Source organism: Duganella sp. Leaf126, assembly GCF_001423125.1.
Lineage (GTDB): Bacteria > Pseudomonadota > Gammaproteobacteria > Burkholderiales > Burkholderiaceae_D > Rugamonas.
Genome location: NZ_LMNW01000031.1, coordinates 321,617 through 348,479, shown reverse-complemented (window position 1 = coordinate 348,479; position 26,863 = coordinate 321,617). Strand labels below are relative to the sequence as shown.

At 63.6% G+C, this 26,863-nt stretch carries 20 protein-coding genes; 6 read left to right on the top strand and 14 right to left on the bottom strand.

Annotation, left to right across the window (positions count from 1 at the left end; translation table 11 throughout):
• Window positions 1–13 precede the first annotated feature (13 nt).
• The 11 genes from lspA to ASF61_RS14775 all read right to left on the bottom strand — a co-directional run bounded on the left by lspA (window position 14) and on the right by ASF61_RS14775 (window position 13,965).
• Window positions 14–517, bottom strand: a complete 504-nt coding sequence (gene lspA / locus ASF61_RS14825; protein WP_056157145.1) for a signal peptidase II — start codon at window positions 515–517, stop codon at window positions 14–16.
• A 128-nt stretch (window positions 518–645) separates the two neighbouring features.
• The gene (ileS, locus tag ASF61_RS14820; RefSeq protein ID WP_056157143.1) at window positions 646–3,528 is read right to left on the bottom strand and encodes an isoleucine--tRNA ligase; all 2,883 of its coding nucleotides are present in this window, start codon (window positions 3,526–3,528) and stop codon (window positions 646–648) included.
• Between the two features lie 63 nt (window positions 3,529–3,591).
• Window positions 3,592–4,578, bottom strand: coding sequence for a bifunctional riboflavin kinase/FAD synthetase (locus ASF61_RS14815; RefSeq protein ID WP_056157141.1), 987 nt, complete (start codon window positions 4,576–4,578; stop codon window positions 3,592–3,594).
• 135 nt (window positions 4,579–4,713) lie between these two features.
• The gene (locus ASF61_RS14810) at window positions 4,714–5,931 is read right to left on the bottom strand and encodes a tetratricopeptide repeat protein (protein WP_229205860.1); all 1,218 of its coding nucleotides are present in this window, start codon (window positions 5,929–5,931) and stop codon (window positions 4,714–4,716) included.
• A gap of 72 nt (window positions 5,932–6,003) precedes the next feature.
• Window positions 6,004–6,432: a biopolymer transporter ExbD gene (locus ASF61_RS14805; RefSeq protein WP_200919871.1), complete on the bottom strand. Its 429-nt coding sequence runs from the start codon at window positions 6,430–6,432 to the stop codon at window positions 6,004–6,006.
• 60 nt (window positions 6,433–6,492) lie between these two features.
• Window positions 6,493–6,921, bottom strand: coding sequence for a biopolymer transporter ExbD (locus ASF61_RS14800; protein WP_056157138.1), 429 nt, complete (start codon window positions 6,919–6,921; stop codon window positions 6,493–6,495).
• A 6-nt stretch (window positions 6,922–6,927) separates the two neighbouring features.
• Complete coding sequence (locus ASF61_RS14795; protein WP_200919888.1) at window positions 6,928–7,860, bottom strand: MotA/TolQ/ExbB proton channel family protein; 933 nt, start codon at window positions 7,858–7,860, stop codon at window positions 6,928–6,930.
• Window positions 7,861–7,948: 88 nt separating this feature from the next.
• Window positions 7,949–8,611, bottom strand: a complete 663-nt coding sequence (locus tag ASF61_RS24400) for an energy transducer TonB (RefSeq protein WP_056157135.1) — start codon at window positions 8,609–8,611, stop codon at window positions 7,949–7,951.
• 541 nt (window positions 8,612–9,152) lie between these two features.
• On the bottom strand, window positions 9,153–10,733 hold the full coding sequence (locus tag ASF61_RS14785) for a SpoVR family protein (protein ID WP_056157133.1): 1,581 nt from the start codon (window positions 10,731–10,733) through the stop codon (window positions 9,153–9,155).
• Window positions 10,730–12,007, bottom strand: a complete 1,278-nt coding sequence (locus tag ASF61_RS14780) for a YeaH/YhbH family protein (RefSeq protein WP_056157131.1) — start codon at window positions 12,005–12,007, stop codon at window positions 10,730–10,732. The genes ASF61_RS14785 and ASF61_RS14780 overlap by 4 nt, the downstream gene beginning before the upstream one ends.
• A gap of 35 nt (window positions 12,008–12,042) precedes the next feature.
• Window positions 12,043–13,965 (bottom strand): PrkA family serine protein kinase, encoded by a 1,923-nt coding sequence (locus ASF61_RS14775; protein WP_056157127.1) that lies wholly within the window; start codon window positions 13,963–13,965, stop codon window positions 12,043–12,045.
• A gap of 476 nt (window positions 13,966–14,441) precedes the next feature.
• Here ASF61_RS14775 and ASF61_RS14770 point away from each other — a divergent pair, with 476 nt between their 5' ends.
• From ASF61_RS14770 to ASF61_RS14760, 3 genes are all read left to right on the top strand, one after another.
• Window positions 14,442–15,455, top strand: coding sequence for an adenosine deaminase (locus ASF61_RS14770; protein WP_056157126.1), 1,014 nt, complete (start codon window positions 14,442–14,444; stop codon window positions 15,453–15,455).
• Between the two features lie 6 nt (window positions 15,456–15,461).
• Window positions 15,462–17,999, top strand: coding sequence for an ABC transporter permease (locus ASF61_RS14765; protein ID WP_056157124.1), 2,538 nt, complete (start codon window positions 15,462–15,464; stop codon window positions 17,997–17,999).
• A gap of 125 nt (window positions 18,000–18,124) precedes the next feature.
• Window positions 18,125–19,231, top strand: a complete 1,107-nt coding sequence (locus ASF61_RS14760) for a PAS domain-containing sensor histidine kinase (RefSeq protein WP_082491697.1) — start codon at window positions 18,125–18,127, stop codon at window positions 19,229–19,231.
• Here ASF61_RS14760 and ASF61_RS14755 read toward each other — a convergent pair.
• Window positions 19,187–20,257 (bottom strand): response regulator, encoded by a 1,071-nt coding sequence (locus tag ASF61_RS14755; RefSeq protein ID WP_056158169.1) that lies wholly within the window; start codon window positions 20,255–20,257, stop codon window positions 19,187–19,189. The genes ASF61_RS14760 and ASF61_RS14755 overlap by 45 nt on opposite strands.
• Window positions 20,258–20,271: 14 nt before the next feature.
• Entirely contained in the window at window positions 20,272–21,552 is a 1,281-nt protein-coding gene (locus ASF61_RS14750) for a HAMP domain-containing sensor histidine kinase (protein ID WP_056157119.1), read from the bottom strand.
• 166 nt (window positions 21,553–21,718) lie between these two features.
• On the opposite strand from ASF61_RS14750, the gene cqsA reads away from it, so the two are divergent.
• From cqsA to rmuC, 3 genes are read left to right on the top strand one after another with little or no spacing between them, the layout of a single operon-like run.
• The gene (cqsA, locus tag ASF61_RS14745; RefSeq protein ID WP_056157116.1) at window positions 21,719–22,978 is read left to right on the top strand and encodes an alpha-hydroxyketone-type quorum-sensing autoinducer synthase; all 1,260 of its coding nucleotides are present in this window, start codon (window positions 21,719–21,721) and stop codon (window positions 22,976–22,978) included.
• A gap of 43 nt (window positions 22,979–23,021) precedes the next feature.
• Window positions 23,022–23,423 carry a group II truncated hemoglobin gene (locus ASF61_RS14740; RefSeq protein ID WP_373994550.1) on the top strand — a complete coding sequence of 134 codons (402 nt, stop codon included), beginning with the start codon at window positions 23,022–23,024 and terminating at the stop codon, window positions 23,421–23,423.
• A gap of 18 nt (window positions 23,424–23,441) precedes the next feature.
• Window positions 23,442–24,764 (top strand): DNA recombination protein RmuC, encoded by a 1,323-nt coding sequence (gene rmuC, locus ASF61_RS14735; protein WP_056157111.1) that lies wholly within the window; start codon window positions 23,442–23,444, stop codon window positions 24,762–24,764.
• A 41-nt stretch (window positions 24,765–24,805) separates the two neighbouring features.
• On the opposite strand, the gene glp is transcribed toward rmuC, so the two are convergent.
• Entirely contained in the window at window positions 24,806–26,863 is a 2,058-nt protein-coding gene (gene glp / locus ASF61_RS14730; protein ID WP_056157108.1) for a gephyrin-like molybdotransferase Glp, read from the bottom strand.

Genomic DNA, 26,863 nt, shown 5'->3' with positions numbered 1-26,863 from the left:
GATGGCCTCCGCCTTATTTGTTCACCCGGCGCAGCTCATCGATGATGAACAGCGCGGCGCCGATGCAGATCGCCGCATCGGCGATGTTGAAGGCCGCGAAGTGGCCGATGCCGTCCCAGTGGAAATCGAGGAAGTCCACCACGTGGCCGTACAGCACGCGGTCGATGACGTTGCCGATGGCGCCGCCAAGCACCAGCGTCAGCGCCCACGAGAACATGCGCTGGCCGCTGTGCTTTTTCAGCAGGTAGATGATGAACAGGGCCGCACCGATGCCGATCGCCGTAAACAGGTGGCGCTGCCAGCCGCCGGCGTCGTGCAGGAAGCTGAAGGCGGCGCCCTTGTTATACGCCAGCACCAGGTTGAAGAACGGCGTGATCACCTTTTCTTCGCCGAGCGCGAAGGTGCGGGTGATCGTGATCTTGGTCAGCTGGTCGATCAGGATGATGATGAAGGCGATGCCCAGCCACGGCGTCAGGCTGGCCGAAGACTTGGTCGGAAAGATTTTTTTGGTGGCCATAGAAAGATCGGATAGTGCGTTGATATGACTGGCCGTCATTGCTGCCGTGGCAGCAATGACGGATCACACGGTAGTGAGGACGTGTTGGCGGCGCAGCGTGCGCGACGAGGTGCGCCGCCGCGCACAGTTTACGCGAACTTGCGCTGCTCGCCCGCACCAAACAGGTTGCTGTAGCAGCGCCCGCACAGGGTCGGGTGGTCGGCGTGGGCGCCGACGTCGGCGCGGTAGTGCCAGCAGCGCTCGCACTTCTCGGCCGTCGAGGCAGCCACCGCCACTGCTTCTTCCGTTTCGGTCGACACTTCGGTCACCTGCGCGGCCGAGGTGATGAACACGAACTTGAGGTCGTCGTCGAGGCTGGCCAGCAGCTTGTACTTGTCGCCCGAGGCCTTGATCGCCAGCTCGGCCTGCAGCGACGAGCCGATCGCGCCCGACGTGCGCAAGTCTTCGAGCTGCTTGGTGACGTCGGTGCGCACGGCGCGCAGGGCCGAGTACTTGGCCAGCAGCGCGCCGGCGTCGGCCTGCTGCGGCAGCTGCCACCAGGTCTGCGTGAAGATGGTCTCGTCGCTGGTGGCGTACGCTTCTGCGCCGGCGAAGATGGCCCACGCCTCTTCGGCCGTGAACGACAGGGCCGGCGCCATCACGCGCAGCAGGCTTTGCGTGATGTGCCACAGCGCGGTCTGCGCCGAGCGGCGCGCCGGCGAATCGACAGCCGACGTGTACAGGCGGTCCTTGAGGATGTCGAGGTAGAAGCCGCCCAGGTCTTCCGAGCAGTAGTTCTGCAGCTTGGCGTAGACGGGCTGGAATTCGTAGCGGCTGTAGTGCTGGGCGATGTCTTCCTGCAGCGCGGCCATGTTGGCGATCGCGTAGCGGTCGATTTCGAGCATCTGCTCGAGCGGCACGGCGTGCTGCGCCTGGTCGAAGTCGGACGTATTGGCCAGCAGGAAGCGCAGCGTGTTGCGGATGCGGCGGTATGCCTCGGTCACGCGCTTGAGGATCTCGTCCGAGATCGACAGCTCGCCCGTGTAGTCGGTGGAGGCGATCCACAGGCGCAGGATGTCGGCGCCCAGCGTGTCGGAGATCTTCTGCGGCGCCAGCGTGTTGCCGAGCGACTTGGACATCTTCTTGCCTTCGCCATCGACCGTGAAGCCGTGGGTCAGCAGCGCCTTGTACGGTGGTTTGCCGTCCAACATCGAGGCGGTCAGCAGCGACGAGTGGAACCAGCCGCGGTGCTGGTCCGAGCCTTCCAGGTACAGGTCGGCCGGGAAAGCCAGCTGCTCCTTGTGCGAGCCGCGCAGCACGGTCTGGTGGGTCACGCCCGAGTCGAACCACACGTCCAGCGTGTCCTTGTTCTTTTCGTAGCTGGCCGCCTCGTCGCCGATCAGCTCTTGCAGGTCGAGCGCCAGCCAGGCGTCGATGCCGCCCTGCTCGATGCGCTGTGCCACCTGCTCGAGCAGTTCCGGCGTGCGCGGGTGCAGTGCGCCGGTTTCCTTGTGCACGACGAAGGCCATCGGCACGCCCCACTGGCGCTGGCGCGACAGGGTCCAGTCGGGACGGTTGGCGATCATGCCGTGCAGGCGCGCTTTGCCCCAGTCGGGGAAGAACTCGGTCTGCTCGATGCCGGCCAGCGCGGTTTCGCGCAGCGTGGCGCCGCCGTCGGCGGGCGTGAGGTCCATGCCGGCAAACCACTGCGAGGTGGCGCGGTAGATGATCGGCGTCTTGTGGCGCCAGCAGTGCATATAGCTGTGGGCGAACATCTTCAGCTCGAACAGGGCGCCGGCCTCGCGCAGGGCGTCGCAGATCGGCTTGGAGGCTTCCCAGATGGTCAGGCCGCCGAACAGCGGCAGCGTCGAGGCGAATTTGCCGTCGCCCATCACCGGGGTCAGGATCTGCTCGTCCTTCAGGCCATGGTTGCGGCACGAGATGAAGTCGTCGAGGCCGTAGGCTGGCGCCGAGTGCACCACGCCGGTGCCGCTGTCGGTGGTGACGTAGTCGGCCAGGTACACGGGCGAGAGGCGGTTGTAGAACGGGTCGGCGCCGTGCAGCGGGTGGCGGAAGCTGATGTTTTCCAGCGCCGCGCCGGGCGCGGTGGCGATCGTCGTGCCGGTGAGCTGGAAGCGCGCCAGCGACGACTCCACCAGGTCCTGCGCCAGGATCAGCAGCAGCGGCTGGCCGTCACGTTCGGCCTGCACCAGCGCGTAGGTCACTTCCGGGTTGACGTTCAGCGCCTGGTTGGACGGGATGGTCCACGGCGTCGTGGTCCAGATGACGATGTAGCCGTTCTCGGTGGGCAGCTGCGGCAGGCTGAAGGCCTTGGCCAGCTGGTCGAACTGGGCGAACTTGAAGCCGACGTCGATCGCCGGGTCGCGCTTTTCGTGGTATTCCACTTCCGCTTCGGCCAGCGCCGACTGGCAGTCGAAGCACCAGTTGACCGGCTTCAGGCCGCGATAGACATAGCCCTTCTCCAGCAGCTTGCCCAGTGCGCGCAGCTCGTCCGCCTCGTTCGAGTAGTTCATGGTCAGATAAGGATTCTGCCATTCGCCGAGCACGCCCAGGCGGATGAAGTCCTTGCGCTGGCGGTCCACCTGCTCCAGGGCATAGGCGCGCGCCTTGGTCAGCACTTCGGCGGTCGGCAGGTTTTTGCCGTACAGTTTTTCGATCTGGATTTCGATCGGCATGCCGTGGCAGTCCCAGCCCGGCACATACGGCGCATCGAAACCGGCCAGCGAGCGCGATTTGATCACCATGTCCTTGAGGATCTTGTTGACTGCGTGGCCGAGGTGGATGTCGCCGTTGGCGTACGGCGGGCCGTCGTGCAGGATGAATTTCGGCCGACCGGCGGCCGCCTTGCGCACGCGCTCGTAGATTTTCTTGTCCTGCCACTGCTGGACCCAGGCCGGCTCGCGCTTGGCCAGGTCGCCGCGCATCGGGAACGGGGTTTCGGTCATGTTGACCGGGTATTTGCTCTCTGGCTTCTTGCTGTTTTTGGGGCTGTCGGGTTTAGGATTGGACATGGGATTTCTTCAATAGGATTTCGGGAAATGCGGAGTAGCCGGCGCGCGTAGCTGGTCGCGCGCTCAAATTCGGTCGGTGGCCGACGTGGCGCCATCTTTGGCGCCGTCGCCACGGCGCGCAAAATAGGCGCGGGCGGTGGCGGCGTCGCGGTCGATGGCGGCGGTGAGCGTGGGCAGGTCGACGTATTTTTCTTCGTCGCGGATTTTTTGCAGGAACTCCACCCGCACCTGCTTGCCGTAGCAGTTCTGCGCAAAGTCGAAGATGTGCACTTCGAGCAGCACGCGGCCGCTGTCATCGACGGTGGGACGCACGCCCAGGCTGGCCACGGCCGGCAGCGGCCGGTCCGCCAGACCATGCACCTGGACGATGAAGATGCCCATCAGGGCAGGGCGGTGCGGCACCCGCAAATTCAGGGTGGGAAAGCCCAGCGTGCGGCCCAGCTTCTGGCCGTGGATCACGTGGCCGGACATGGCGTATGGATGGCCGAGCAGTGCTTCGGCGCGGGCGAAGTCGCCGGCAGCCAGCGCGGTGCGCACGGCCGACGACGAGATGCGGGTGGCGCCGTTCATCACGGTGGGCAGCGTCTCGACATGGAAACCGTGGTGGCGGCCCGCCTCCTGCAGCATCTGCACCGTGCCGGCGCGGCGCGCGCCATAGCAGAAATCGTCGCCGACCATCAGCCATTTCACGTGCAGGCCATCGACCAGCACCTGTTCGGTGAACTGCTGCGGCGTGAGCGCGGCAAACGAGGCCGAAAAATGCTCGACGATCACGCGGTCGATGCCGCTGTCGGACAGCGACTGCAGCTTGTCGCGCAGGTTGGCGATACGGGCCGGCGCGCGCGACAGGTCGCCCGACTTTTGTGCAAAGAATTCGCGCGGATGGGGCTCGAACGTCATCACGGCCGCTTCCAGGTTCAGGTCGCCGGCAGCTTCGCGCACGCGGGCCAGCAAAGCCTGGTGGCCGAGGTGGACACCGTCGAAATTGCCGATCGTGAGCGCGCAGGGCGCACGCGATGCCGCGTTGGGAAGACCTCGAAATACCTTCATTGGTGTGTGCTGGAATTTGCCGCTAAATGGCAGATTATACGTGAGCGGGGGAGAGGGTGGAAAAGATGCAAGAAAGATGAAAAAAAAGCGCTGTTTGCCGAAGCAAACAGCGCCTTGGGCGCCGAGCGCGCTTGCTTAGTGGCTCAGGCTGATGGTCCAGTAACGGGCCAGGTCGGCGGTACCGTCGGTACCCTTGACCGATTTCAGCGTGGTCACGGCAGCGGCTTTCTTGCCGGCGATCGACTGGGCGATACCGTAGTGCAGCTTGATCGCTTCCGGGTTGCGGCCGGTGCCCAGCTTGACTGCCTGGTCCATCAGTGCCAGGCCCTTGTCGGCCTTGCCATCGGACACCAGCGCGTAACCGAGGTTGGCCAGTGCGTCGGCATCCTTGGCTTTCACGGCGTCGGCTTCGGCGGCTGCCAGCTTGCCTGCGAATTCGGCCTGGGTCTTGGTGGCCAGATCTTTCAGGCGCTGGTGGCGCGGTGCATCGGAACCGGTGCCCAGCGCGCCTTTCTTGTAGCCTTCGTTGATGATTTTCAGCGCTTCAGCTGGATTGCCGGCTTGCAGCGCCAGCTGGCTCATTTCCATGTACTCCGACGGCTTGGTCAGCAGGCCGTTGGCCAGGCGCAGACGCAGGATGTCGAGCGACAGGGTGGGCGAGAAGCCAGGCTTGGCTTGCACGCGTTGCAGCAGGTCGGCCCAGGTCTGTGGCTTCGGATAGCTGGCCGCCATGCGTTCCAGGGTCTGCACGTAGCCGGCCTTGTCGTTCTGTTTGAGCTGGATGTTGGCCAGCATGCCCAGCTGGGCTTCGCTCAGGTTCTTCTGCGACGACAGTTCCTTGGCTGCTTCCGGGTATTTGCCGCTGATGTAGTAGGTCTGGATCAGCAGTTCTTTCATGGCGCCGTCGTTCGGATTGTCCTTGAGGGCGCGGTTGATCCAGGTGATGGCTTTCGGGTAGTCCTTGATGCGGTAGTAGATACCGGCCAGGGCCTGGGTGAATTTCGGTTGTTCGGCAGCGGGCAGCTTGCCGGAGTTGATCACGGACTCGAAGGCCTTGGCGGCGGTGTCGTAGTCACCGGCGGCGGCAGCGGCGGAGGCGCGCGTGCGTTCGATCAGATACGTGTCGTTGGCGGATTTGTTACCGACCGAGTCGGTTTTGCGCAGTTCTGCGAGTGCTTCCTTGTTCTTTCCTGCCGCAGCCAGTTTCTGTGCTTCCTGCAATGGTTTGCCGATTTCAGCACGCACCGTTTCGGCCGCGTAGGCAACCGACGAAAAACCTGCCAGGGGAGCTGCTGCAGTAAAACCAATAGCGGCCATTACCAGGCCGAGATGAGCGAGACGAAACTTGGTCATGGGTAAGTTTTCTTTCTTCAAAATGCGAAATAGGCAGGAATGGTCCTGCCTATCGTTGAACATAGAACTGAATTATTGGAACTGCTCGTTGCCGACCAGGCCAATCTTGGTAACGCCGAGGCGCTGAGCCGAAGCCATGACGCCGGCTACAACTTTGTACTCAACCAGCTTGTTCGGGCGCAGATGGACTTCCGGCTGATCAGCTTGCGCGGCGACATCGGCCAGTTTCGCTTCCAGGGTACCGCGGTCAGGAATGACGTTGTTATCCCACAGAATCGTACCGTCGAAGTCGACGTCAATCGTGATCACCACGGGTTCCTTGGTCGATGGCGGCGGCGTACCGACCGGCATGTTCAGGTTGACCGAGTGGTTGGCCTTAGGAATCGTAATGATCATCATGATAATCAGCACCAGCATCACATCGATGAGGGGCGTCATATTCATTTCCATCATTGGTTCCGGATCCGCGCCTGCGGATGGGGAGCCGACATTCATACTCATGATGTTTCCTTTTTAGAAGGGCAGGCCCGGAAACCAGGCCTGCGATGCGCGGTCGGGCGATTAACCCTTGTCAGGCGGTTCGGTGATGAAACCGACCTTCTGAATACCAGCGCGCTGGGTCGTGTAAATTACCTTGCCGATCGCTTCGTAGCGTGTTTCTTGGTCGCCACGAACGTGCACTTCCGGCTGCGGCAGTTTCACGGCCTCCACCTTCAGAAAATCGAACAACTCATTGGTGTCGCGCATTTTCTTCTGGTTCCAGTAGATGTCGCCATCCTTGCTTACCACAATGTTGACATCTTCCGGCTTGGTCTGAATAACCTGGTTGTTTTCTTCTGGCAGCTTGATCTTGATCAGCTTCAGAACAACCGGGCTCGTGATCAGGAAGATAATCAGCAGAACCAACATGATGTCCACGAGGGGCGTCGTGTTGATTTCTGACATGACTTGATCTTCGTCTCCGCTATCGGAGCCTACGGACATCGACATGATTAATTACCCAATCTTTTTAGCGGCCATACGGGCAGCGTCGGAGGTGGACATGGCGCCCGAGATCAGCACCGAGTGTACGTCAGCCGAGAACGAACGCACGTCTTCCATTGCAGCCTTGTTACGACGTACCAGCCAGTTGTAACCCAGAACGGCAGGAACTGCCACGAACAGACCGAAAGCGGTCATGATCAGCGCTTCACCGACTGGACCTGCAACCTTGTCGATCGATGCGTTACCCGACATGCCGATGGCGATCAGTGCATTGTAAATACCCCAAACGGTACCGAACAGACCGATGAACGGTGCGGTCGAACCAACGGTTGCCAGGAACGACAGGCCGTCTTGCAGACGCGATTGAACTTTGTCCACAGCGCGCTGGATCGACATGGTGACCCAGGTCGACAGGTCGATTTGTTCCAGCAGGGCGCCGTCGTGGTGCACGGTAGCCTTGGTGCCGGTTTCAGCGATGAAGCGGAATGGCGAACCTTCTTTCAGGGTTGCCGAACCAGCTGCGATCGACGAAGCCTTCCAGAACTTGGCGGTGGTTTCTTTCGATTGCTTGAAGATCTTGGCCTGGTCGATCAGCTTGACGATGATGATGTACCACGAACCCATCGACATGATGGTCAGGATGATCAGGGTGCCGCGCGAGACGAAACCTGCGTCCCATACTGCCTTGAAGCCGTATGGATTTTCAACTTCGGTGTGACCACCGGCTGCTGGGGCTGCTGCTGGAGCTGGAGCTGCTGCATCGGCTGCTGGGGCTGCTGGCGCTGCTGCATCCGCTGCTGGTGCTGCTGCCGCATCCGCTGCTGGTGCCGAGGCTGCTGGAGCAGTCTCTTGTGCGTAAGCTGGTGCGCTGACCAGGGCGGCGGTTGCCGTCATGGAAAACAATACAGCGGCCAGTACAGCGGACAAACGGGTATTCTTAAACATGCTTCCTCCAAATTGATAAATAATCAGCTCGCTGAACGTAATTGACAACGAAACTTACATAAGTTGAGACGGTGCTGCTGTCTCTCTTTTAGTCCAGCTTCCAGACATACTGCATCTGCATCCACGCTTCTGTCGGCTTGCCGTCCGTCAGACCCGGTTTGAATTTGCACTTGCTGATACCTACGACAGCTGCCTTGTCCAGATCGCGGAAACCGGAAGTTTTCACGATTTTGGAATCGGCGACACGGCCGTCGACACCGATCAGGAACGACAGCGTCACCGTACCCGTCTCTTCGTTACGCAGCGACGATTTCGGCCACTCCGGCAATGCGCAGGTGCTGAAGTCAGCCACTGCTGCCACGTTGGCTGGTCCCGTCTTTGCAGGTGGTGCCGGCGGTGCCGGTGGTGCCGGCGGCGTGCGGTTGATTTCCGTCGTCGCAGGTTTCACGTTGGTCGCGTTGGCGATCGTGTTTTGCGGCGGCGGCGGCTGCTGCACATTCACCTCGACAGGCGGGATGAACGGCGGCGGAGGAGCCTTCATCTCCGGCGGAGGCGGAGGTGGTGGCAACTCTTTAGGTGGAGGAGGCGCAACTTCCTCGATGATCTTCGTCTCCACTGGCGGGGCCAGCTTGGCTATCAGGGTCTTGCCCATGCCCGAAATGATCCCCCAAGCAACCAGTACGTGCAACAAGATGACGATGGTAATGCCTGTAAAGTTCTTCCCGGTGCTTTTCTCGTGACTGAAATTCATGCCTGCTTTCTCCAATACCAACTCTTTTTGTTGCTACTAAACCCCAAAATGGCGACACAAAACAACAGCCGCATCCGGGACGTCGGCGAATTATACATACGAATTCTTGATTTTACATAGAATTTTCATCCCTAAAACCGGTTAAATTTCGCCTACTTTTTCGCTCTGTTAGCGCTCCCTTTGCACCAACATAGTACACGGGGCCGCCTCTGAGAGCGCACAATTGGGGCAAGCCCCTCAGTGACACTACTTAGTTCTCTCCTGCGCCCATTTGCGGAATTTTATGCGTGTAACTTTACTACGCGCAGTTGATAATTCGGTCGCAAATATTTCTTCTTTGAAACTACAAGTCACCTGGCAATGCAAACCTGCATAAAAATAAGTTGACTTACTCTTGCTGTCGTGCATGATCAAAAAAGAAACCGGGCACCAAGCTTTCGCTTCAGAACCCGGTCTCGTTTCATGCAAGAGCCATGCCTGTTTTCAGGCCGGCTCCCGCTGCGTTCCAGTACACACTATATAAGTGTGCGGCGGCGGTTTGTCATCCACGGGCGCGTTTTTCGCGTTTGACCTCCATCGCGCTGAGCACTTCGCCGTTCGGTCCCGTGGTTTCGAGGTGGACGTCGAAGCCCCACAGGCGCGCCACGTGCTTGAGCACTTCGCCGGCCTGCTGGTTGAGCGGACGGCGCTGGAACTGGGTATGGCGCAGCGTCAGTGCCCGGTCGTCGCGGGTATTGACCGACCATACCTGGATATTCGGTTCTCTGTTGCCCAGATTATATTGTTCTGCAAGCTGCTGGCGCACGTAACGATAGCCGAGGTCGTCATGGATGGCGGAAATCGCCAGTTTCTCGTTGTTGTCGTCGTCGAGGACGGCAAAGAAGTGGAATTCCCGGATCAGCTTAGGCGACAGGTACTGGGCGATGAAGCTCTCGTCCTTGAAATTGCGCATGGCGAAGTCCAGCGTCTTGCGCCAGTCGCTGCCGGCGATATCGGGAAACCAGAGCCGGTCTTCGTCGGTCGGGTGCTCGCAGATGCGGCGGATGTCGGTCATCATGGCAAACCCGAGCGCGTACGGGTTGATGCCGTTGTAATAGGGACTGTGGACCGGCGGCTGGTACACCACGTTGGTATGGCTCTTGAGGAACTCCATCATGAAGCCATCGCCGATCACACCCTCGTCGTACAACTGGTTGAGGATGGTGTAGTGCCAGAACGTGGCCCAGCCCTCGTTCATGACCTGGGTCTGGCGCTGCGGATAGAAGTACTGGCTGATCTTGCGCACGATACGCACCATTTCGCGCTGCCAGGGTTCCAGTAACGGTGCATATTTTTCGATGAAGTAGAGCAGGTTCTCTTCCGGCTCGGGCGGAAAGCGTTTGGCCGACTTGCTCACTTCCTCTTCCTCGCGCCGCGGCAGGGTGCGCCACAGTTCGTTGAGCTGCGATTGCACGTACGCTTCGCGCTCCTTCTGGCGCGCCCGCTCCTGCGCCAGCGACAGCTTGGCCGGGCGCTTGTAGCGGTCGACGCCGTAGTTCTGGATCGCGTGGCACGAGTCGAGCAGCAGTTCGACCTCGTCGATGCCATAGCGCTGCTCGCATTCGGCAATGTAATTTTTGGCGAACACCATGTAATCGACGATGGCCTCGGCGTCGGTCCAGGTGCGGAACAGGTAATTGCCCTTGAAGAAGGAGTTATGGCCGTAGGCCGCGTGGGCGATCACCAGCGCCTGCATGGTCAGGCTGTTTTCCTCCATTAGATAGGCGATGCACGGGTTGGAATTGATGACGATCTCGTAGGCCAGGCCCATCTGGCCGCGCTTGTAACCTTTTTCCGTGCTGAGGAAATGCTTGCCGAACGACCAGTGGTTGTACGAGACCGGCATGCCCACCGACGTGTAGGCGTCCATCATCTGCTCGGCGGTGATGATTTCGAGCTGGTTGGGGTAGGTGTCCAGACCGAAGTCGTCGGCCACGCGGCGGATTTCGGCGTGGATCTGCTCGATGAGCTGGAACGTCCATTCCGATTGCTCGGGCAGGGCGTTCGGGTGGCGCGGCTTGGACTGCGGCGCGCGGTCGCGCGGGCCAGGCGAGGGCGTCGCCGGGTGGGTCATGTCGTTCATGATTTGGCCTGCTTCTTGAACAGTTCGCGGAATACCGGGTAAATGTCGGCCGGCGTGACGATTTTTTGCATGGCAAAGTGGGCATGCTGGTCAATCACCTGGGCATACTGCTCCCACAGGTTTTGCGGCGGCCCGTCGGTGATCTCCACGTAGGTGTAGTACTGGACCTTGGGCATGATGGTATTGGTCAGCAATTGCCGGCACAGCACCGAGTCGTTGTCCCAGTTGTCGCCGTCGGACGCCTGGGCCACGTAGCTGTTCCAGCTGGCGGCACCGTAGCGCTCGTCGATGATCTTGTCGAGCAGGTGCAAGGCCGACGACACCACCGTGCCGCCCGATTCGCGCGAGTGGAAGAATTCTTCCTCGTCCACTTCGGACGCAGCCGTGTGGTGGCGGATGAACACCACGTCGATCTTGTCGTACACGCGTTTTAAGAACAGGTAGAGCAGGATGAAGAAGCGCTTGGCCGTGTCCTTGCGCGTTTCGTCCATCGAGCCCGAGACGTCCATGATGCAGAACATCACCGCCTGCGTCATCGGTTTCGGCACCTTGATGCGGTTGCTGTAGCGCAGATCGAACGGGTCGATGTAGGGGATGGCTGCCAGCCGCGTATGCAATTGATGGATCAGCTTGCGCAGCTCTGCGACCAGCATCGCATCGCCGGGATCGGGCACGGGCTTGTCGAGCAGGGCCTGCAGTTCTTGCTCCGCCTCGGCCAGCCGCTTGCGCGCACTGCCGCCGACCGCGATGCGCCGGCCCAGCGCGCCCCGCAGCGAGCGCAGCACGTGGATGTTGGACGGCGTGCCGGAAATGTTGTAGCCGGCACGCTGGTTCTTGAACTCGGTGGTGGCGGTCAGCTGGGTCTTGACCATGTGCGGCAGTTCGAGATCCTCGAAGAAATAATTCATGAATTCTTCGCGCGACAGCTCGAAGATGAAATCGTCTTCGGTCATCTGGTCGCTATTGCCGGCCTTGCCGCGACCGGCGCCACCGCCGCCCTTGGGCCGCGCGATCTGGTCGCCTTTCTGGTATTCCTGGTTGCCGGCACTGATGGTTTCCCACACGCCGCCGTGGGCATGGCCGAACGACGGCTCGCCCACGTCCTTGACCGGGATCGAGACTTTCTCGCCGTTCTCGATGTCGGTGATGGAGCGCCCCTTGATGGCGCGCCCCACCGCGTCCTTGATCTGCGATTTGTAACGGCGCAGGAAACGCTCGCGGTTGACGGCGGATTTGTTCTTGCCCTGCAAACGTCGGTCGATGAGGTGACTCAAAAGATACCCCCTTGATGTGTGTGGGCGCCGTCGCCTCAGGACGACTTACGTACCCGCAAATACCATTCGCACAGCAAGCGCACCTGCTTGGCCGTATAGCCTTTTTCCACCATGCGCGCGACAAAATCGGCATGCTTGTTGGCGTCCTCGGCGCTGGCCTTGGCGTTGAACGAAATCACCGGCAGCAGTTCTTCCGTATTCGAGAACATCTTCTTCTCGATCACGGTGCGGAACTTCTCGTAGCTGGTCCAGGCCGGATTCTTGCCGCCGTTATTGGCCCGCGCCCGCAGCCCGAAGTTGACGATCTCGTTGCGGAAATCTTTCGGGTTCGAGATGCCGGCCGGCTTTTCGATCTTCTCCAGTTCGTTGTTCAGCGCTTCGCGGTCGAAACTCTCGCCCGTGTCGGGATCACGGAATTCCTGGTCCTGGATCCAGAAGTCGGCAAACGTCACGTAGCGGTCGAAAATGTTCTGGCCGTACTCGGAATAGCTTTCCAGGTAAGCGGTCTGGATTTCCTTGCCGATGAATTCGACATAGCGCTGCGCCAGGTGTTCCTTGATATACGATAGATATTTTTGCTCGATTTCCGGCGGGAATTGCTCGCGTTCGACCTGCTGCTCGAGCACGTACAGCAGGTGCACCGGGTTGGCGGCCACCTCCGTGTTGTCGAAGTTGAAGACCTTGGACAGGATCTTGAACGCGAAACGCGTCGACAAGCCGTTCATGCCCTCGTCCACGCCCGCGTAATCGACGTACTCGTGCATGGACTTGGCCTTGGGATCGGTGTCCTTGAGGTTTTCGCCGTCGTACACCAGCATCTTGCTGTAGATGCTCGAGTTTTCGGGGTCTTTCAGGCGCGACAGGATGGCGAACTGCGACATCATGCGCAGGGTGCCCGGGGCGCACGGCGCGCTGGCCAGCGAGGAATTGGCCAGCAGCTTGTCGTAGATCTTGATCTCGTCGCTGATGCGCAGGCAGTACGGGACCTTGACGATGTAGATGCGGTCGAGGAACGCTTCGTTGTTGCGGTTGTTGCGGAAGGTTTTCCATTCCGACTCGTTCGAGTGGGCCAGGATGATGCCGTCGAACGGAATCGCGCCGAAACCTTCGGTGCCCTTGTAATTGCCTTCCTGGGTGGCCGTCAGCAGCGGATGCAGCACCTTGATCGGCGCCTTGAACATTTCGACGAATTCCATCAGGCCCTGGTTGGCCAGGCACAGGCCGCCCGAGTAGCTGTAGGCGTCGGGGTCGTCCTGCGAATAATCCTCGAGCTTGCGGATATCGACCTTGCCGACCAGCGAAGAGATATCCTGGTTGTTTTCGTCGCCCGGCTCGGTCTTGGAAATGGCGATCTGCTTGAGCACGGACGGGTAGCGCTTGACGACGCGGAACTGGTTGATGTCGCCGTTGAACTCGTGGAGGCGCTTGACCGCCCACGGGCTCGGAATATTGCGCAGGTAGCGGCGCGGAATGCCGTAGTCTTCTTCGAGCAGGGTGCCGTCTTCGTCCTCGTTGAACAGGCCCAGCGGCGACTCGTTGACCGGCGAGCCTTTCAGGCAGTAGAACGGCACATGTTCCATCAGCGATTTGAGTTTTTCCGCAATCGACGATTTGCCGCCGCCAACCGGGCCGAGCAGATACAGGATCTGCTTGCGTTCTTCCAGCCCCTGCGCCGCGTGGCGGAAGTAGGAGACGACCTGTTCTATCACTTCCTCGGTGCCGTAAAACTCGCGGAAGGCCGGGTAGATCTTGATGACCTTGTTGGCGAAGATGCGCGAGAGCCGGGTATCGTTGCGCGTGTCGACCAGGGTCGGTTCACCGATCGCCGCCAGCATCCGTTCCGGCGCGCTGGCATAGGTGAGTCGATCTTTCTTGCAGAGTTCGAGATATTCCTTCATCGACATCTCTTCCTCTTTGGTCCGTTCATACCGTGCAGCGTAGTTGTCAAAAATGGTCATTTGAATGTCCTTTGATGATGTAAACCTACTAGTCACGAGTCAGGCAGCGGGACTGCCCAGGCCCTGGATCGGTGCGTTGATTTTTTTTGTTCTTGATCAGCTTGTGTGAGTGCTCTCGGAGTAGCACGGATTGCCCGTGGCTCTGAGCTGATGTTATCGCCGGTGGACGGCTTTTATGTGTTGGCTGTAAGGCTTCTTACGTCTATGAAATTTATTATTGCGCTATTGGTGCAGGAAGTCAAAACATATGTCGTAATATCGTTAATACTCTTTCGTAAGACTTTGATTTGAAAGAATAAAGTGCTATAAAGCGGCACATTTTCCGGGTCTTTTCCGGCATTTTCAACGGCCATTTATGCCACAGTATCACGCTTGCGCGCGGCGTGCGCTAAGATGGTCAGTTATACGTTCTGGTGTAGTCCGGATCCTATGCCCGCCGACCGTTGTCGGCAGCGTCACTTGTACAGGAAATAAATATGTTGAATACCCAATTGCGCGGCGTGCTCGAAGGCATGCCCAAGGCCGAACTGCACATCCATATCGAAGGCTCGCTCGAACCCGAACTGATCTTTGCGCTGGCCGCGCGCAACCACGTCACGCTGCCGTACGCCTCGGTCGACGACCTGCGCGCTGCCTATGCCTTCTCCGATCTGCAATCGTTCCTCGATATCTACTATGCCGGCGCCAGCGTGCTGCTGCACGAGCAGGATTTCTACGACATGACCGCCGCCTACCTGCAGCGCGCCGCGGCCGACAATGTGCGCCACGCCGAGATCTTCTTCGATCCGCAGACCCACACCGCGCGCGGCGTGCCGATCAAGGATGTCATCGACGGCATCTACCGCGCCTGCCAGGACAGCCCGGTCAGCGCCACGCTGATCCTGAGCTTCCTGCGCCATTTGTCGGAAGAAGATGCCTTCGCCACGCTCGAGCAGGCGCTGCCGTACCGCGACAAATACATCGGCATCGGCCTCGACTCGTCCGAGCGCGGCAACCCGCCCGAGAAATTCGCGCGCGTGTTCGCGCGCTGCAAGGAACTCGGCTTCCGCCTGGTGGCCCATGCGGGCGAAGAAGGCCCGCCGGCGTACATCGAAACCGCGCTCGACGTGCTCAAGGTCGAGCGCATCGACCACGGCGTGCGCTGCCTGGACGACCCGGCGCTGGTGCAACGGCTGGCGCGCGAGCAGATGGCGCTGACCGTGTGCCCGCTGTCGAACATCAAGCTGTGCGTGTTCTCGGAGATGGCCCAGCACAACCTGCTGCAACTGCTCGACGCCGGCGTCAAGGTCACCATCAACTCCGACGACCCTGCCTATTTCGGCGGCTACATGAACGACAATTTCATCGCCACCTTCGAGGCGTTGCCGCTGGGCCTGGCGCACGCGCAGCGCCTGGCCCGCAACGGCTTCGAGGCCGCCTTCCTGCCCGAGGCGCACAAGCAGCAGCTGCTGGCCGAAGTCGATGCCTATTTCGCTTCTTTCGCCTTTTAAATTACGATGATCAACCTCGCCCTGCGCATGACCGCGCGCGACTGGCGCGCCGGCCAGCTGCGCTTCCTGCTGATTGCCCTGACGGTGGCGGTCGCCGCCCTGTCCGCCACCGGCTTCTTTGTCGACCGCCTGCGGAGTGGCCTGGACCGGGACGCCCGCCAGTTGCTGGGCGCCGACGTGGTGGTCAGCACCGACTTGCCGGTGCGGCCTGCATGGAGGGCCGAGGCGCTCAGGCGCGGGCTGGTGGTCACCGATACCGTGGTGTTTCCCAGCATGGCCACAGCAGGCGAGGGCGAGCAGTCGCAATCGGTGCTCGCTTCGCTCAAGGCGGTCGGTCCCGGCTACCCGCTGCGCGGCCGCGTCAAGCTCACCACCGATGCGGCGCGGGCCGAGCAGAGCGAGGGCGCGGCGGCGGCGGACATTCCGGCGCCCGGCACGGTCTGGCTCGACGCCGGCCTGCTGGGCAGCCTGGGCACGCGGGTGGGCGGCCAGATCAGGCTCGGCGACAAGACCTTCAAGGTCACCCAGCTGATCGCGTCCGAGCCCGACCGCGGCGCCAACTTTCTGGCGTTTGCGCCGCGCGTGATGCTGGCGCTGGCCGACCTGGACGCGACCAATCTGGTCCAGCCCGGCTCGCGCGTGACGTACCGGCTGCTGGTGGCGGCGCCGCCGTCCGCCAGCGATGGTGCAAGCCGGGCAGCCGCATTCCAGGCCTGGATGGACGCTGCCATCAAACAGAATAATCTGAAAGGCGTGCGGGTCGAGTCGCTGGAAAACGGCCGCCCCGAAATGCGCAACACGCTCGACCGCGCCGACCGCTTCCTGTCGCTGGTGGGCCTGCTGTCGGCCATGCTGGCGGCGGTGGCCGTGGCAATGGCCGCGCGCCGCTTCATGCAGCGCCACCTGGACGCCTGCGCCATGCTGCGCTGCCTGGGCCTGACGCAGCAGCAAGTCACCACCATGTATCTGCTGGAATTCCTGCTGGTGGGGCTGGCCGGCAGTGCGCTCGGGGTGGCGGTCGGTTTCGGCGCCCACTTCGTGCTGCTCGACGTCCTGGGCCAGCTGGTGGCGGCCGATTTGCCGGGCCCCAGCGTCTGGCCGGCGCTGCAGGGACTGGCCACCGGCATCCTGCTGCTGGCCGCGTTCGCGCTGCCGCCGATCCTGCAGCTGCGCAAGGTGCCGCACAACCGCGTGATCCGCCGCGAGCACGATGCGCCGCAGGTGGCCGCACTGGCCACCTATGGCCTCGGTTTTGCCGGTTTCGCGGCGCTGCTGCTGTGGCAGGCCGGCGACGCCATGCTGGCCCTGTACACGGCGCTCGGCTTCGTCGCCGCCTTTGGCGTGTTCGCGCTGGTGGCGTGGCTGGGCCTGAAAGCGCTCAAGCCGCTGCGCGCCGCGATCGACCATCAGAGCTGGCGCTTCGCCCTGACTTCGCTGCAACGCCGGCCGGGCGCCACCATGGTGCAGGTGGTGTCGCTGGCGCTGGGCATGATGGCGCTGCTGGTGCTGACCGTGGTGCGCGAAGACCTGATGACGGCCTGGCGCAACGCCACGCCGCCCGATGCGCCGAACCGCTTCATCATCAACATCCAGCCCGAGCAAAAAGCCGACATCGCTGCGCGGCTGACGGCGGCCGGCGTGACCGACGCGCCGCAGTATCCGATGATCCGCGGTCGGCTGGCGGCCGTCAACGGCCGGCCCGTAACAGCCGACACCTATACCGAGGACCGGGCGCGCGGTCTGGCCGACCGCGAGTTCAATCTCTCCACCATGACCACCATGCAGGCCGGGAACGAGATCGTGGCCGGCAAGTGGTATGCGGACGGTCCCGGCGTGGCCGAAGCGTCGGTCGAGGAGGGCATCGCCAAGACCCTGCGCTGGCAGGTCGGCGACAAGCTCACCTTCGACATTGCCGGTGCGCCGGTCGCGGTGACCATTACCAGCCTGCGCAAGCTCGAATGGAGCTCGATGCGGGTCAATTTCTTTGTCATCATCAACCCGGCAGCGCTGACGGAGGTCTCGCAGAGCTGGATCACGGCGTTCCACCTGCCGGCCGGGCAGGGGCCGGTGATGAATGCGCTCACGCGCGACTTCCCGAACCTGACCATCGTCGACGTGGGCGGCCTGCTGCGCCAGGTCCAGGCCGTGCTCGACCAGGTGGTGGCCGCCATCGAGTTCCTGTTCATCTTCACTCTGGCGTCCGGGCTGCTGGTGCTGTATGCGGCGCTGATGGGCTCGCAGGACGAGCGCACCCGGGAAGCGGGCCTGCTGCGCGCGCTGGGCGCGACCCGGCGCCAGTTGTCGCAGGCGCAACTGATCGAATTCACGCTGGTGGGGGCGCTGGCCGGCGTGCTGGCCGCGACCGGGGCAGCCGTAATGGGCTGGGCGCTGGCGACGTACCAGTTCAAGTTTGCCTGGACGTTCACGCCGGCGGTGTGGCTGGTGGGGCTGCTGGCTGGCGCCGTGTGCGCGATTGCGGGCGGCTGGTTCGGCCTGCGCAGCGTGTTGCGCCAGCCGCCGCTGCAAACCCTGCGCGAAGCCTGACCGGCCCGGCCGGCAGCGTCCGCTTGCGTGGCGCGTCCGCGCCGCAAGTTATTGTAGAATCGGCTTACCACAGGACGCCGCGCCCCCGCTTCCTTTTTTCATTTTTCAGAAGCGACCGTCCACACATGCTTGACTCCTCTTGCGCGACCTACACCCGGAATGATGGCGAGCTCAATCGCGAGCTGTTCAGCAGTTCGCCCGATTGCATCAAGATGCTCGACCTGCAGGGCCGACTCGGCCAGCTCAACCCGGGCGGCATCGTGGCGCTCGAGCTGGACCAGCCCGGACAATTGCTGGGCAAGGTCTGGTGGGAGATCTGGCCCGAGGACAGCCGCGCGCTGGCCCAGCAGGCGTTTGCCACCGCTGCCGCGGGCAAGGTCAGCAAATTCAACGCCTTCTGTCCGACCGTGCAGGGCACGCCGCGCTGGTGGGACGTGGTGGCCAGTCCCGTGTGCGATGCCGACGGTCAGGTGCGCGAAGTGATGGTGGTGTCGCGCGACATGACCGAGTTGTACATGGCGCGCCAGGCGTTGCGCGAGGCCAACCTGCGCAAGGACGACTTTCTGGCGACGGTGGCGCACGAGCTGCGCAACCCGCTGTCGGCCGCGCACAACGCGGCCGAACTGCTCAAACTCAAGGCCTTCGATCACGCCCGCACGGCCGAGCTGGCGCAACTGGTGCAGCGCCAGCTCGGGCACATGAGCCGGGTTGCCGAAGACCTGCTCGATACGGCCCGCGTGGGCCGCGGCGAAATCCGCCTCAACCTGGTCATGCTCGACATGCGCACGGTGGTGGCCGATGCGGTCGAGCAGCTGCAGGCGGCGGTGCAGGCCAGGCGGCACCGGCTGACGCTCGACCTCGACCCCGCCGCCTGCATGGTCAAGGGCGACCATACGCGGCTGGTGCAGGTGGTGGGCAACGTGCTGGGCAATGCGGTGCGCTACACGCCCGAGGGCGGCGCCATCGCCATCACGCTCGCGCGCGCCGGCGACAGCATCACGCTGCGCATCGCCGACAACGGCATGGGCATTCCTGCCGACCGCCTGGCCACCATCTTCGATATGTACAGCCAGGTCCACCAGTCCACCCTGCGCAAGTCCGACGGCCTGGGACTGGGCTTGTCGCTGGTGCGGGCGCTGGTGTCGCTGCACGGCGGCAGCGTGGCCGCGGCCAGCGACGGCGTGCAGTCAGGCAGCTGTTTCACGATCAGGCTGCCTGCCGCGCACCACTGACGGCGCGGTCGCTTCGGCATTGACCTGTTCGCGCTGCGCGCGCAGGAAGGCGTTGTACGCCAGCGGCGCTTGCGGATAGTAATGGGGCGGCAGGTCGAACAGCGCCCAGTAATAGGTTTCGCGGCCCAGGCACACCTGCGGCGTGGCGCAATAGCGGTGCCAGTTGTCGCCCAGGTGGCGCGCATACATGCCGTCGCCACCGACCTCCGAAAAAAACGGCAGCACGCGGCGCTCGCGCAACGCCGTGAGCAGCGATTGCGGGGCGTCGCTGTCGCGCGCCATTTCGTATTGCGCGGCCATGCCTTGTTCGGTTTCGATCATCATCAGCCGGGTGTTGCCGAACTTGTCGAGAAAGACGATGCCGGTGGGGTTGGCGAACAGGTAGTGCTCGATGAAGCCGAGATCCTGCTTGAGGCGCTGCACCTGCAGGGCCAGCGCCGGGTCGCCGAGGAAGTGGTAGTCGTGCAGCAGCACCAGCTCGCGCAGCGTGTCCGACTGGTCCTCGAAGTAGCGCCGTTGCAGCGCGGTGATGTCCAGTTCCAGGATGTCCAGTGCATGGTCGTCGCTCTTGCGGATGTAGCGGTCGATCAGGCCCTGGTTGAAGGCGCTCACCGCGATCTTCTCGTCGGCAGCGCCGGTAAATAAAATCTTTTTGCATGGCAGGTCCTGGACTTGCGCGCAAAATTCCAGGCCATTCATCTGCGGCATCGAGTAATCGACCACCAGCACCGTCGGCGTGGCGAAGCGCTGCGGCCGGGCGGCGATGCGGTAGATCGCGTCGATATCGAGCGCCACGTTGAACTGGTCGCCGGACTGGCTCTGGGTGTCGAAATTCATGTGCAGCGGCGTGGGCGCGTGGCGCCGGCCATGGTCGCTCTGGCGCAGCCACTGCAGCGCAGCGCTGGTGTCGTGGAAGGTCTTGCTGGCGTGGATGGGGTCGAGCTGGAAGGACAGGCTGCGCAGGAAGGAGTCGCTGTCATCGACCAGCACCGTCAGGGTGGGATGGGCGTAGACGGAGAGTGGCATCGTGGTGGACATGATTATTTTGCCGAAGTCGGCTGCAAGGGAAATTCGAGGATGAAGATGGCATAGGCGCTCTCGCGCGAGACGCAGCGGATGCTGGCATTCCAGGCATCCATGATTTCCTGGCACAGCGCCAGGCCGATGCCGGCGCCGTTGTGCGGCGGGAAAGAGTAAAAGCGGTGGAAGATCAGCGGCATCTGCTGGGCCGGGATGCCGCAGCCGGTATCGATGAACAGCAGCCGTGGCGGCGCATGGCCGCCATCGATCACGATCCGCACCCGGCCCTTGCCGGCGCGCTGGATCGCCTTCAGCGCATTTCTGAGCAAATTGAGCAGGATGACCACCGACAGCTCGGACTGGCCGGCAAAGCTGAAATTGCGCCGTACTTCGAGCGCCACCAGCTTTTGCTGGCTGGCGTTGGCGAAGGGATAGCGCTTGAGCACGGCCTCCACCACCGCTTCCATCGACACCGTCTCGATCGGCCGCAGGCTGCGCCGCACGGCGGTGGCGCTGAGCAGGAACAGGTCGATCATGTGGTTCATATGGCGCACTTCGAACTGGATGCGGGCCAGGGCGTCGATGGTGCCCATGCGGTCCGGCGTCAGCGGCCCCGCGCCCTCCGAGCACAGGCGCAGCAGACCGCGCACGTTGGCGTCCACGCTGGTGAGCGGGGTGCGCAGTTCGTGCGCCACGGTGGCCAGCCCGGCGCCGAGCCCGGCCAGCTTTTCCTGCGCCAGCACCTCGCGGCTGATCTTGGCAGCTGCCAGCACGGCAATCGTGAACCAGTGGATCGGCAATTGCTGCAGCACCGGGCGGCTGGTCAGGGCAGCGGTCTCGCCCAGCACCGCTGCCGCCGCCACCGCCAGCGACGTACCGATCAGGTAGGCCCTGATGGCCACGCCGGTATCGAAGTGGAACAGCACGATCAGGCCGATCAGCAGCGATTCGCTCCACACGCCGGACCCGTGGTTCATCAAAAACATGTACGTGAAAAAGAACGGGAAGATGTAGCTGAGCGTGACCAGAAGGTACAGGTCCAGCATGCGGCGGCTGAACTGGCGCGCGAACAGGCCCACGGCGCACAGCACGATGCCGACCAGGCGCAGCGGCAGACTTTCGTACGCCTGCGGGAAAAAATGCTGCCAGATCACGTAATACAGGGGCATGGCGACCGTACCGATGCACGCCAGCAGCAGCACGCGCACGGTCGCATGGTCTTCCCGACCATGGTATTGGAGCAGCGACTGCAGGACGCCGGTCTTCCAACGTTTGAACAATTCTTGCAGCGATTGCTTCATGGCAAGGGTTTACTTGTCTGTAAGACTCATCATCGCCCGGATTTGCAACGCACTCTGGCGTATCAAGGAAGACGTTGATTTGCGTCAACTGGTTTCGGATTTTTTTGCCTCATGGTGAACCAGAGTTTCATAAAAAAACACAGCCATTACAAAGCAGGAAAATGCCATGACTAATATAAATATTTGTTTTAAAAACATGTTCCGACCGCCGCAGATCGCGGCCGAACACGCGATGCCCGACTACGTGCGCCGCCGCATGGATGCGCACCACGTCACCCGCATCGAACAATTGCTCGGAGGGGAACATCCGCATGCCTGGCAGCCGGCCCAGGCTGGCGCGATCTTCCTGGCCGGTAACGATTACCTGTGCCTGTCCGGCGAACCGGCGCTGGTGCGGGCGCAGGTGGCCGCCTTGCAGCACGGTCAGGACGCGCAGCTGATGTCGGCCGTGTATTTACAGGAGGGCAGTGCGCAGCACCGGCTCGAGCACAAGTTCGCCCGTTTTCTGGGCGCCGAGGACACGGTGCTGGCGCAGTCGGGCTGGGCCGCCAATGTGGGCCTGGTGCAAACGCTGGCCGAACCCGACCTGCCCGTGTATCTGGACATGCAGGCGCACGCCTCGCTGTGGGAGGGCGTGCAATCGGCCGGCGCGCTGCCGGTGCCGTTCCGCCACAACGACCTCGACCACTTGCAGCGCCAGGTGGCGCGCCACGGCCGCGGCGTGATCGCAGTCGATGCGCTCTACAGCACCAACGGCAGCGTGGCGCCGCTGGCGGAACTGGCCGCGATCGCCTGGCATACCGGCTGCGTGCTGGTGGTCGACGAATCGCATTCGCTGGGAACGCACGGCCCGCGCGGCGCCGGCCTGGTGGTGGCGCTGGGCTTGCAGGACCACGTGCATTTCCGTACCGCGTCGCTGGCCAAGGCCTTTGCCGGACGGGCGGGCATCATCACCTGTTCCAGCAAATTCAAGGGCTACTTCCTGTCCGAGTCGCGTCCCGCCATTTTCAGTTCCTGCCTGCTGCGCCACGAGCTGGCGTGGTTCGACGCCGCCATCGATTTCGTGGCCGCTGCCGATGCCCGCCGCCTGGCGCTGCACATCAAGGCCGGCGCGCTGCGCGAGGAGCTGGGCGCGCTCGGCTACAACGTCAGCGACGGCAGCGAGCAGATCATCGCGCTCGAGGCCGGGCCGGAACCGCAGACGCTGGCGCTGCGCAAGCTGCTCGAACGGCGCGGCATCGTCGGCGCCATGTTCTGCGCGCCGGCCACGCCGAAAAACCGGTCGCTGGTGCGGCTGACGCTCAACAGCGGCCTCGATCGCGACCAGTTGCGGCGCATCGTCGAAGCCTGCGATGCGGTGCGCGACCTGGCCGGTGTCGAGAACTGGCCGTCCACCCGGCGGCTGCACAAGCTGGCGCTGGTCTGAGGGCAAACGGCGGGGCCAACGGCCGCTGGCGCGGTGCGCTATCATGGCGGCTATGACCGAAGAATCGACAACCCTCTATGAAGTGATCGGCGGCGCGGCGCGCGTGCGCGAAATGGTCGACCGTTTTTACGACCTGATGGACCTGGAACCGGAGTTTGCGCTGCTGCGTTCCGTGCACGGCGCCTCGCTCGAGCAGGCCAACGAGCGGCTGTTCATGTTCCTCAGCGGCTGGATGGGCGGTCCCGACCTGTACCAGCAGGCGCACGGCCACCCGCGCCTGCGCATGCGCCACATGCCGTTCGCCATCGGCACCCAGGAGCGCGACCAGTGGCTGCGCTGCATGGCGTGGGCCATGGAAGACGTGGGCATCGCCACCGAGCTGCGCGTGCGGCTGATGAACTCCTTCTTCCAGACCGCCGACTGGATGCGCAACAAGCCCGATTAGTACTGGATTTAAACCCCCATGACCGACTTCCAATTCTATGTGCTGCTGGCCCTGCTGCTGGCAGCGATCGTGCTGCTGGTGCTGGCCGTGCTGCGACCGCGCGGCGGCGCCGGCGCCGAGGCAGCCCACCTGACCAGCCTGGCCGAACGCATCGAGCGCGTCGAGCGCGAAGTGCGGGTGCAGCTGCAGACGACGGCGCAAGCCAGCCACGCGGCCACGGTCCAGCAGTTCGACGGCATGCGGCGCCAGCTCGAAAGCCAGGGGCTGGTGGCGCGCGACGAGCAAAGCCGCAACCTCAAGCTGTTTGCCGACAGCATGAACCAGACGCTGGCCCGCCTGACGGAATCGAACGCCGCCCGCATGGGCGAGGTGCGCGCCACGCTGGAGGCGAAGATCCGTGACCTGCAGGCCGATAACGGCGCCCGCCTGGAAGAGATGCGCAAGACGGTGGACGAGAAGCTGCACGCGACGCTGGAGTCGCGCCTGTCGGCGTCGTTCCAGCAGGTGTCCGAGCGGCTCGAGCGCGTGCACCAGGGCCTGGGCGAGATGCAGCAGCTGGCGCTGGGCGTGGGCGACCTCAAACGCGTGCTCACCAACGTCAAGACGCGCGGCACCTGGGGCGAGGTGCAGCTGGAAATGCTGCTGGAACAGGTGCTGACGCCGGACCAGTATGCGAAGAATGTCGAGACCATCACCGGCACCGGCGCGCGCGTGGAGTTCGCCCTCAAGCTGCCGGGCCAGGTGGAGGGGGGCGCGCCGGTGTGGATGCCGATCGATGCCAAGTTCCCCAAGGAGCAGTACGAACGCCTGCTGGAGGCGGCCGACCGCGCCGATGCCGACGGCGTGGCGCTGGCCGGGCGGGAACTGGAACGCGCGGTACGCGGCGAAGCGAAAACCATCTCGGAAAAATACGTGTCGCCGCCGCACACGACCGATTTTGCCATCCTGTTCCTGCCGACCGAAGGGCTGTACGCGGAAGTGATGCGGCGCCCCGGCCTGGCCGACGAGCTGCAGCGGCTGCACCGCATCAGCATCGCCGGACCGTCCACCCTGACCGCGCTGCTCAACAGCCTGCAGATGGGTTTCCGCACGCTGGCGCTGGAAAAACGCTCGTCGGAGGTGTGGCAGGTGCTGGGCGCGGTGAAGACCGAATTTGCCAAGTTCGGCGAGGTGCTGGCTGCCACCAAGCTGACGCTCGAGCGCGCAGCAAAAAACATCGAATCGGCCGAAACCCGCAGCCGCCAGATGGCGCGCAAGCTCAAGTCGGTGGAAGCGCTGCCGAGCGAGGCGGCGCAACTGCTGCTGGGCCGCGAACTCGACCAGCCCGAGGGCGACAGCTAGGGCGCTTCAAGCCTGCCTGCGCCAGGCCTGGCTACATCGACTCAAATCAGCCCCTCAAACGGCAGGATGTCCACCATGTCGCCGGCGGCAACCTGGCCCTGGTCGTGACCCAGCACCACGATGCAGTTGGCCGCCGTCATCGAGCTGAGGATGCCCGAGCCCTGCGCGCCGGTCAGGCGCACCTGGGGTGCGCCGTCCGGCCCCGCCGTGACGATGCCGCGCTGGTACTCGGTGCGGCCCGGCCGCTTGCGCATCGCCGTTGCCGCCCGCGCGCGCAGCAGCGGCAGCCGCGCTGCCGCTTCGGTGGTGCCCATCATGCGCAGCAGCGCCGGTCGCGCGAACAGATAGAACGACACCATTACTGCCACCGGGTTGCCGGGCAGGCCGAACAGCCAGGCGCTGGCATCGCCGTCGCGCACCGTGCCGAACGCCAGCGGCCGGCCGGGCCGCATCGCCAGCTTCCAGAACGCCACATCGCCGAGCCGCGCCATGATGGCGCGCGTGTGGTCGGCCGCACCTTCCGACACGCCACCGGAGGTGAGGATGGCGTCGGCGTCGCGGCAGGCCGTGCGCAGCGCGGCCTCGAGCGGTGCCGGATCATCGCGCACGATGCCGAGATCGATCACCTCGCAGCCGAGCCGCGTCAGCATGCCGAACAGGGTGTAGCGGTTGCTGTCGTAGACGCAGCCGTCGTCGAGCGGCTGGCCCAGTGCGCGCAGCTCGTCACCGGTGGAGAAGAACGCCACCCGCAGACGCCGGCGCACCGTCACCTGGTCGATGCCGAGCGAGGCGACCAGCCCCAGGTCGGCAGGCCGCAACAGTTTGCCGGCAGCCAGCGCCACCCCGCCCAGCGCCAGGTCTTCGCCGGCGAAGCGGCGGTTGGCACCCGGGGCGATGCTGCCCGCGGCGATGGTCACGCTGTCGCTGACGATGGCGGCAGCGAGTTCCTGCGGCAGCACGCTGTCGCACCCGGCCGGCATGGCGGCGCCGGTCATGATGCGCACGCACTGGCCTGGCGCCACCGTGCCGGTCCAGGCGCGCCCCGCGTAGGCGGTGCCGACGACCGTCAGCGTGACCGTCTGGTGAGCCGCACCGCTGCCGGCGATCGTGTCCGCCGCAGTGTGGCTGCCGGTAGTGCCGGTGGTGCCGGTAGTACCAGCAGTGCCAGTGGTGCCAGCAGATGGCGCAGCGTGGCCGCCTGCCTGCACCGGCGGCAGATCGGCGCCGCGCAGCGCATAGCCGTCCATGGCCGAGTTGTCGTAGGCCGGCACATTGATCGGCGAGACGATGTCGGCGGCCAGCACGCGGTCGAGGGCGGCGCGCAGCGCCACGGTCTCGGTGTCCGCCACCGGCGTCACGCGGGCGGCAATCAGGCGCGCTGCCTGCGCCACCGGCAGCGGATCGTCGTCGCCGCCGCCGGCGGCAGCGGCGGTCGCGGGCCGGGCGGCGTCGGCCGCGTGGCGTTGCAGCTCGTCGAGCGTGTTGATGTTGCGGAAGGCTGCCGCGTCGTCGAACAGCACTTCGGCCACGCGCAGGGTCTGATACCAGCCTTCCATGCGCCGCGCGCCGGTGGCCAGGTAGGCGTCCAGCTGCGGCAGCAGGTTCGTGCGCAGCAGGCTGAACACCGGGTGGCGCTGGCGGCGCGGTCCGGCCTCGGTGTCGCCCTCGGCCTCCTGCGCACCGGTTTCCACGGTCACCGCCAATGCCACGTCGGCGCCTTCGGCCAGCAGCGCCGCATGCAGGCGCTCGGCCAGGTCGGACGGCAGGAACGGCGAGTCACACGGTGCGGTGAGTACGAATTCGCCGGTGGCGTGGCTGGCGCAGTGGCGCAAGCCGGTCTGCAAGCCGGCCAGCGGCCCTTCGTGGCCTTGCAGATCGTCGGCAACGACCTCCACGTCCGGTCCGGCGATGGCCTGGTACTGCGCCAGGTTGCGGTTGGCGTTGATGGCGACCGCACCGACCTGCGGCGCCAGGCGCGCCAGCACGTGGCCGGCCATGGTGCGTGTGCCCAGCGGTTGCAGGCCCTTGTCCACCCGGCCCATGCGCGTACCGCGGCCGCCGGCCAGTATCCACCCGGTGATCGTGTTCACAGCTGCCAT

What these genes read in the sequence shown, in the direction of transcription:
- ASF61_RS14770 (WP_056157126.1), top strand. Translation starts at nt 14,442, where the DNA reads ATGTTGAATACCCAATTGCGCGGCGTGCTCGAAGGCATGCCCAAGGCC.
- glp (WP_056157108.1), bottom strand. Translation starts at nt 26,863, where the DNA reads ATGGCAGCTGTGAACACGATCACCGGGTGGATACTGGCCGGCGGCCGC.
- ASF61_RS14800 (WP_056157138.1), bottom strand. Translation starts at nt 6,921, where the DNA reads ATGTCGATGTCCGTAGGCTCCGATAGCGGAGACGAAGATCAAGTCATG.
- ASF61_RS14795 (WP_200919888.1), bottom strand. Translation starts at nt 7,860, where the DNA reads ATGTTTAAGAATACCCGTTTGTCCGCTGTACTGGCCGCTGTATTGTTT.
- ASF61_RS14750 (WP_056157119.1), bottom strand. Translation starts at nt 21,552, where the DNA reads ATGAAGCAATCGCTGCAAGAATTGTTCAAACGTTGGAAGACCGGCGTC.
- ASF61_RS14775 (WP_056157127.1), bottom strand. Translation starts at nt 13,965, where the DNA reads ATGACCATTTTTGACAACTACGCTGCACGGTATGAACGGACCAAAGAG.
- ASF61_RS14785 (WP_056157133.1), bottom strand. Translation starts at nt 10,733, where the DNA reads ATGAACGACATGACCCACCCGGCGACGCCCTCGCCTGGCCCGCGCGAC.
- rmuC (WP_056157111.1), top strand. Translation starts at nt 23,442, where the DNA reads ATGACCGACTTCCAATTCTATGTGCTGCTGGCCCTGCTGCTGGCAGCG.
- ASF61_RS14810 (WP_229205860.1), bottom strand. Translation starts at nt 5,931, where the DNA reads ATGACCAAGTTTCGTCTCGCTCATCTCGGCCTGGTAATGGCCGCTATT.
- ASF61_RS14805 (WP_200919871.1), bottom strand. Translation starts at nt 6,432, where the DNA reads ATGAGTATGAATGTCGGCTCCCCATCCGCAGGCGCGGATCCGGAACCA.
- ASF61_RS14740 (WP_373994550.1), top strand. Translation starts at nt 23,022, where the DNA reads ATGGCGGCTATGACCGAAGAATCGACAACCCTCTATGAAGTGATCGGC.
- ASF61_RS14760 (WP_082491697.1), top strand. Translation starts at nt 18,125, where the DNA reads ATGCTTGACTCCTCTTGCGCGACCTACACCCGGAATGATGGCGAGCTC.
- cqsA (WP_056157116.1), top strand. Translation starts at nt 21,719, where the DNA reads ATGACTAATATAAATATTTGTTTTAAAAACATGTTCCGACCGCCGCAG.
- ileS (WP_056157143.1), bottom strand. Translation starts at nt 3,528, where the DNA reads ATGTCCAATCCTAAACCCGACAGCCCCAAAAACAGCAAGAAGCCAGAG.
- ASF61_RS14755 (WP_056158169.1), bottom strand. Translation starts at nt 20,257, where the DNA reads ATGCCACTCTCCGTCTACGCCCATCCCACCCTGACGGTGCTGGTCGAT.
- ASF61_RS14765 (WP_056157124.1), top strand. Translation starts at nt 15,462, where the DNA reads ATGATCAACCTCGCCCTGCGCATGACCGCGCGCGACTGGCGCGCCGGC.
- lspA (WP_056157145.1), bottom strand. Translation starts at nt 517, where the DNA reads ATGGCCACCAAAAAAATCTTTCCGACCAAGTCTTCGGCCAGCCTGACG.
- ASF61_RS14815 (WP_056157141.1), bottom strand. Translation starts at nt 4,578, where the DNA reads ATGAAGGTATTTCGAGGTCTTCCCAACGCGGCATCGCGTGCGCCCTGC.
- ASF61_RS24400 (WP_056157135.1), bottom strand. Translation starts at nt 8,611, where the DNA reads ATGAATTTCAGTCACGAGAAAAGCACCGGGAAGAACTTTACAGGCATT.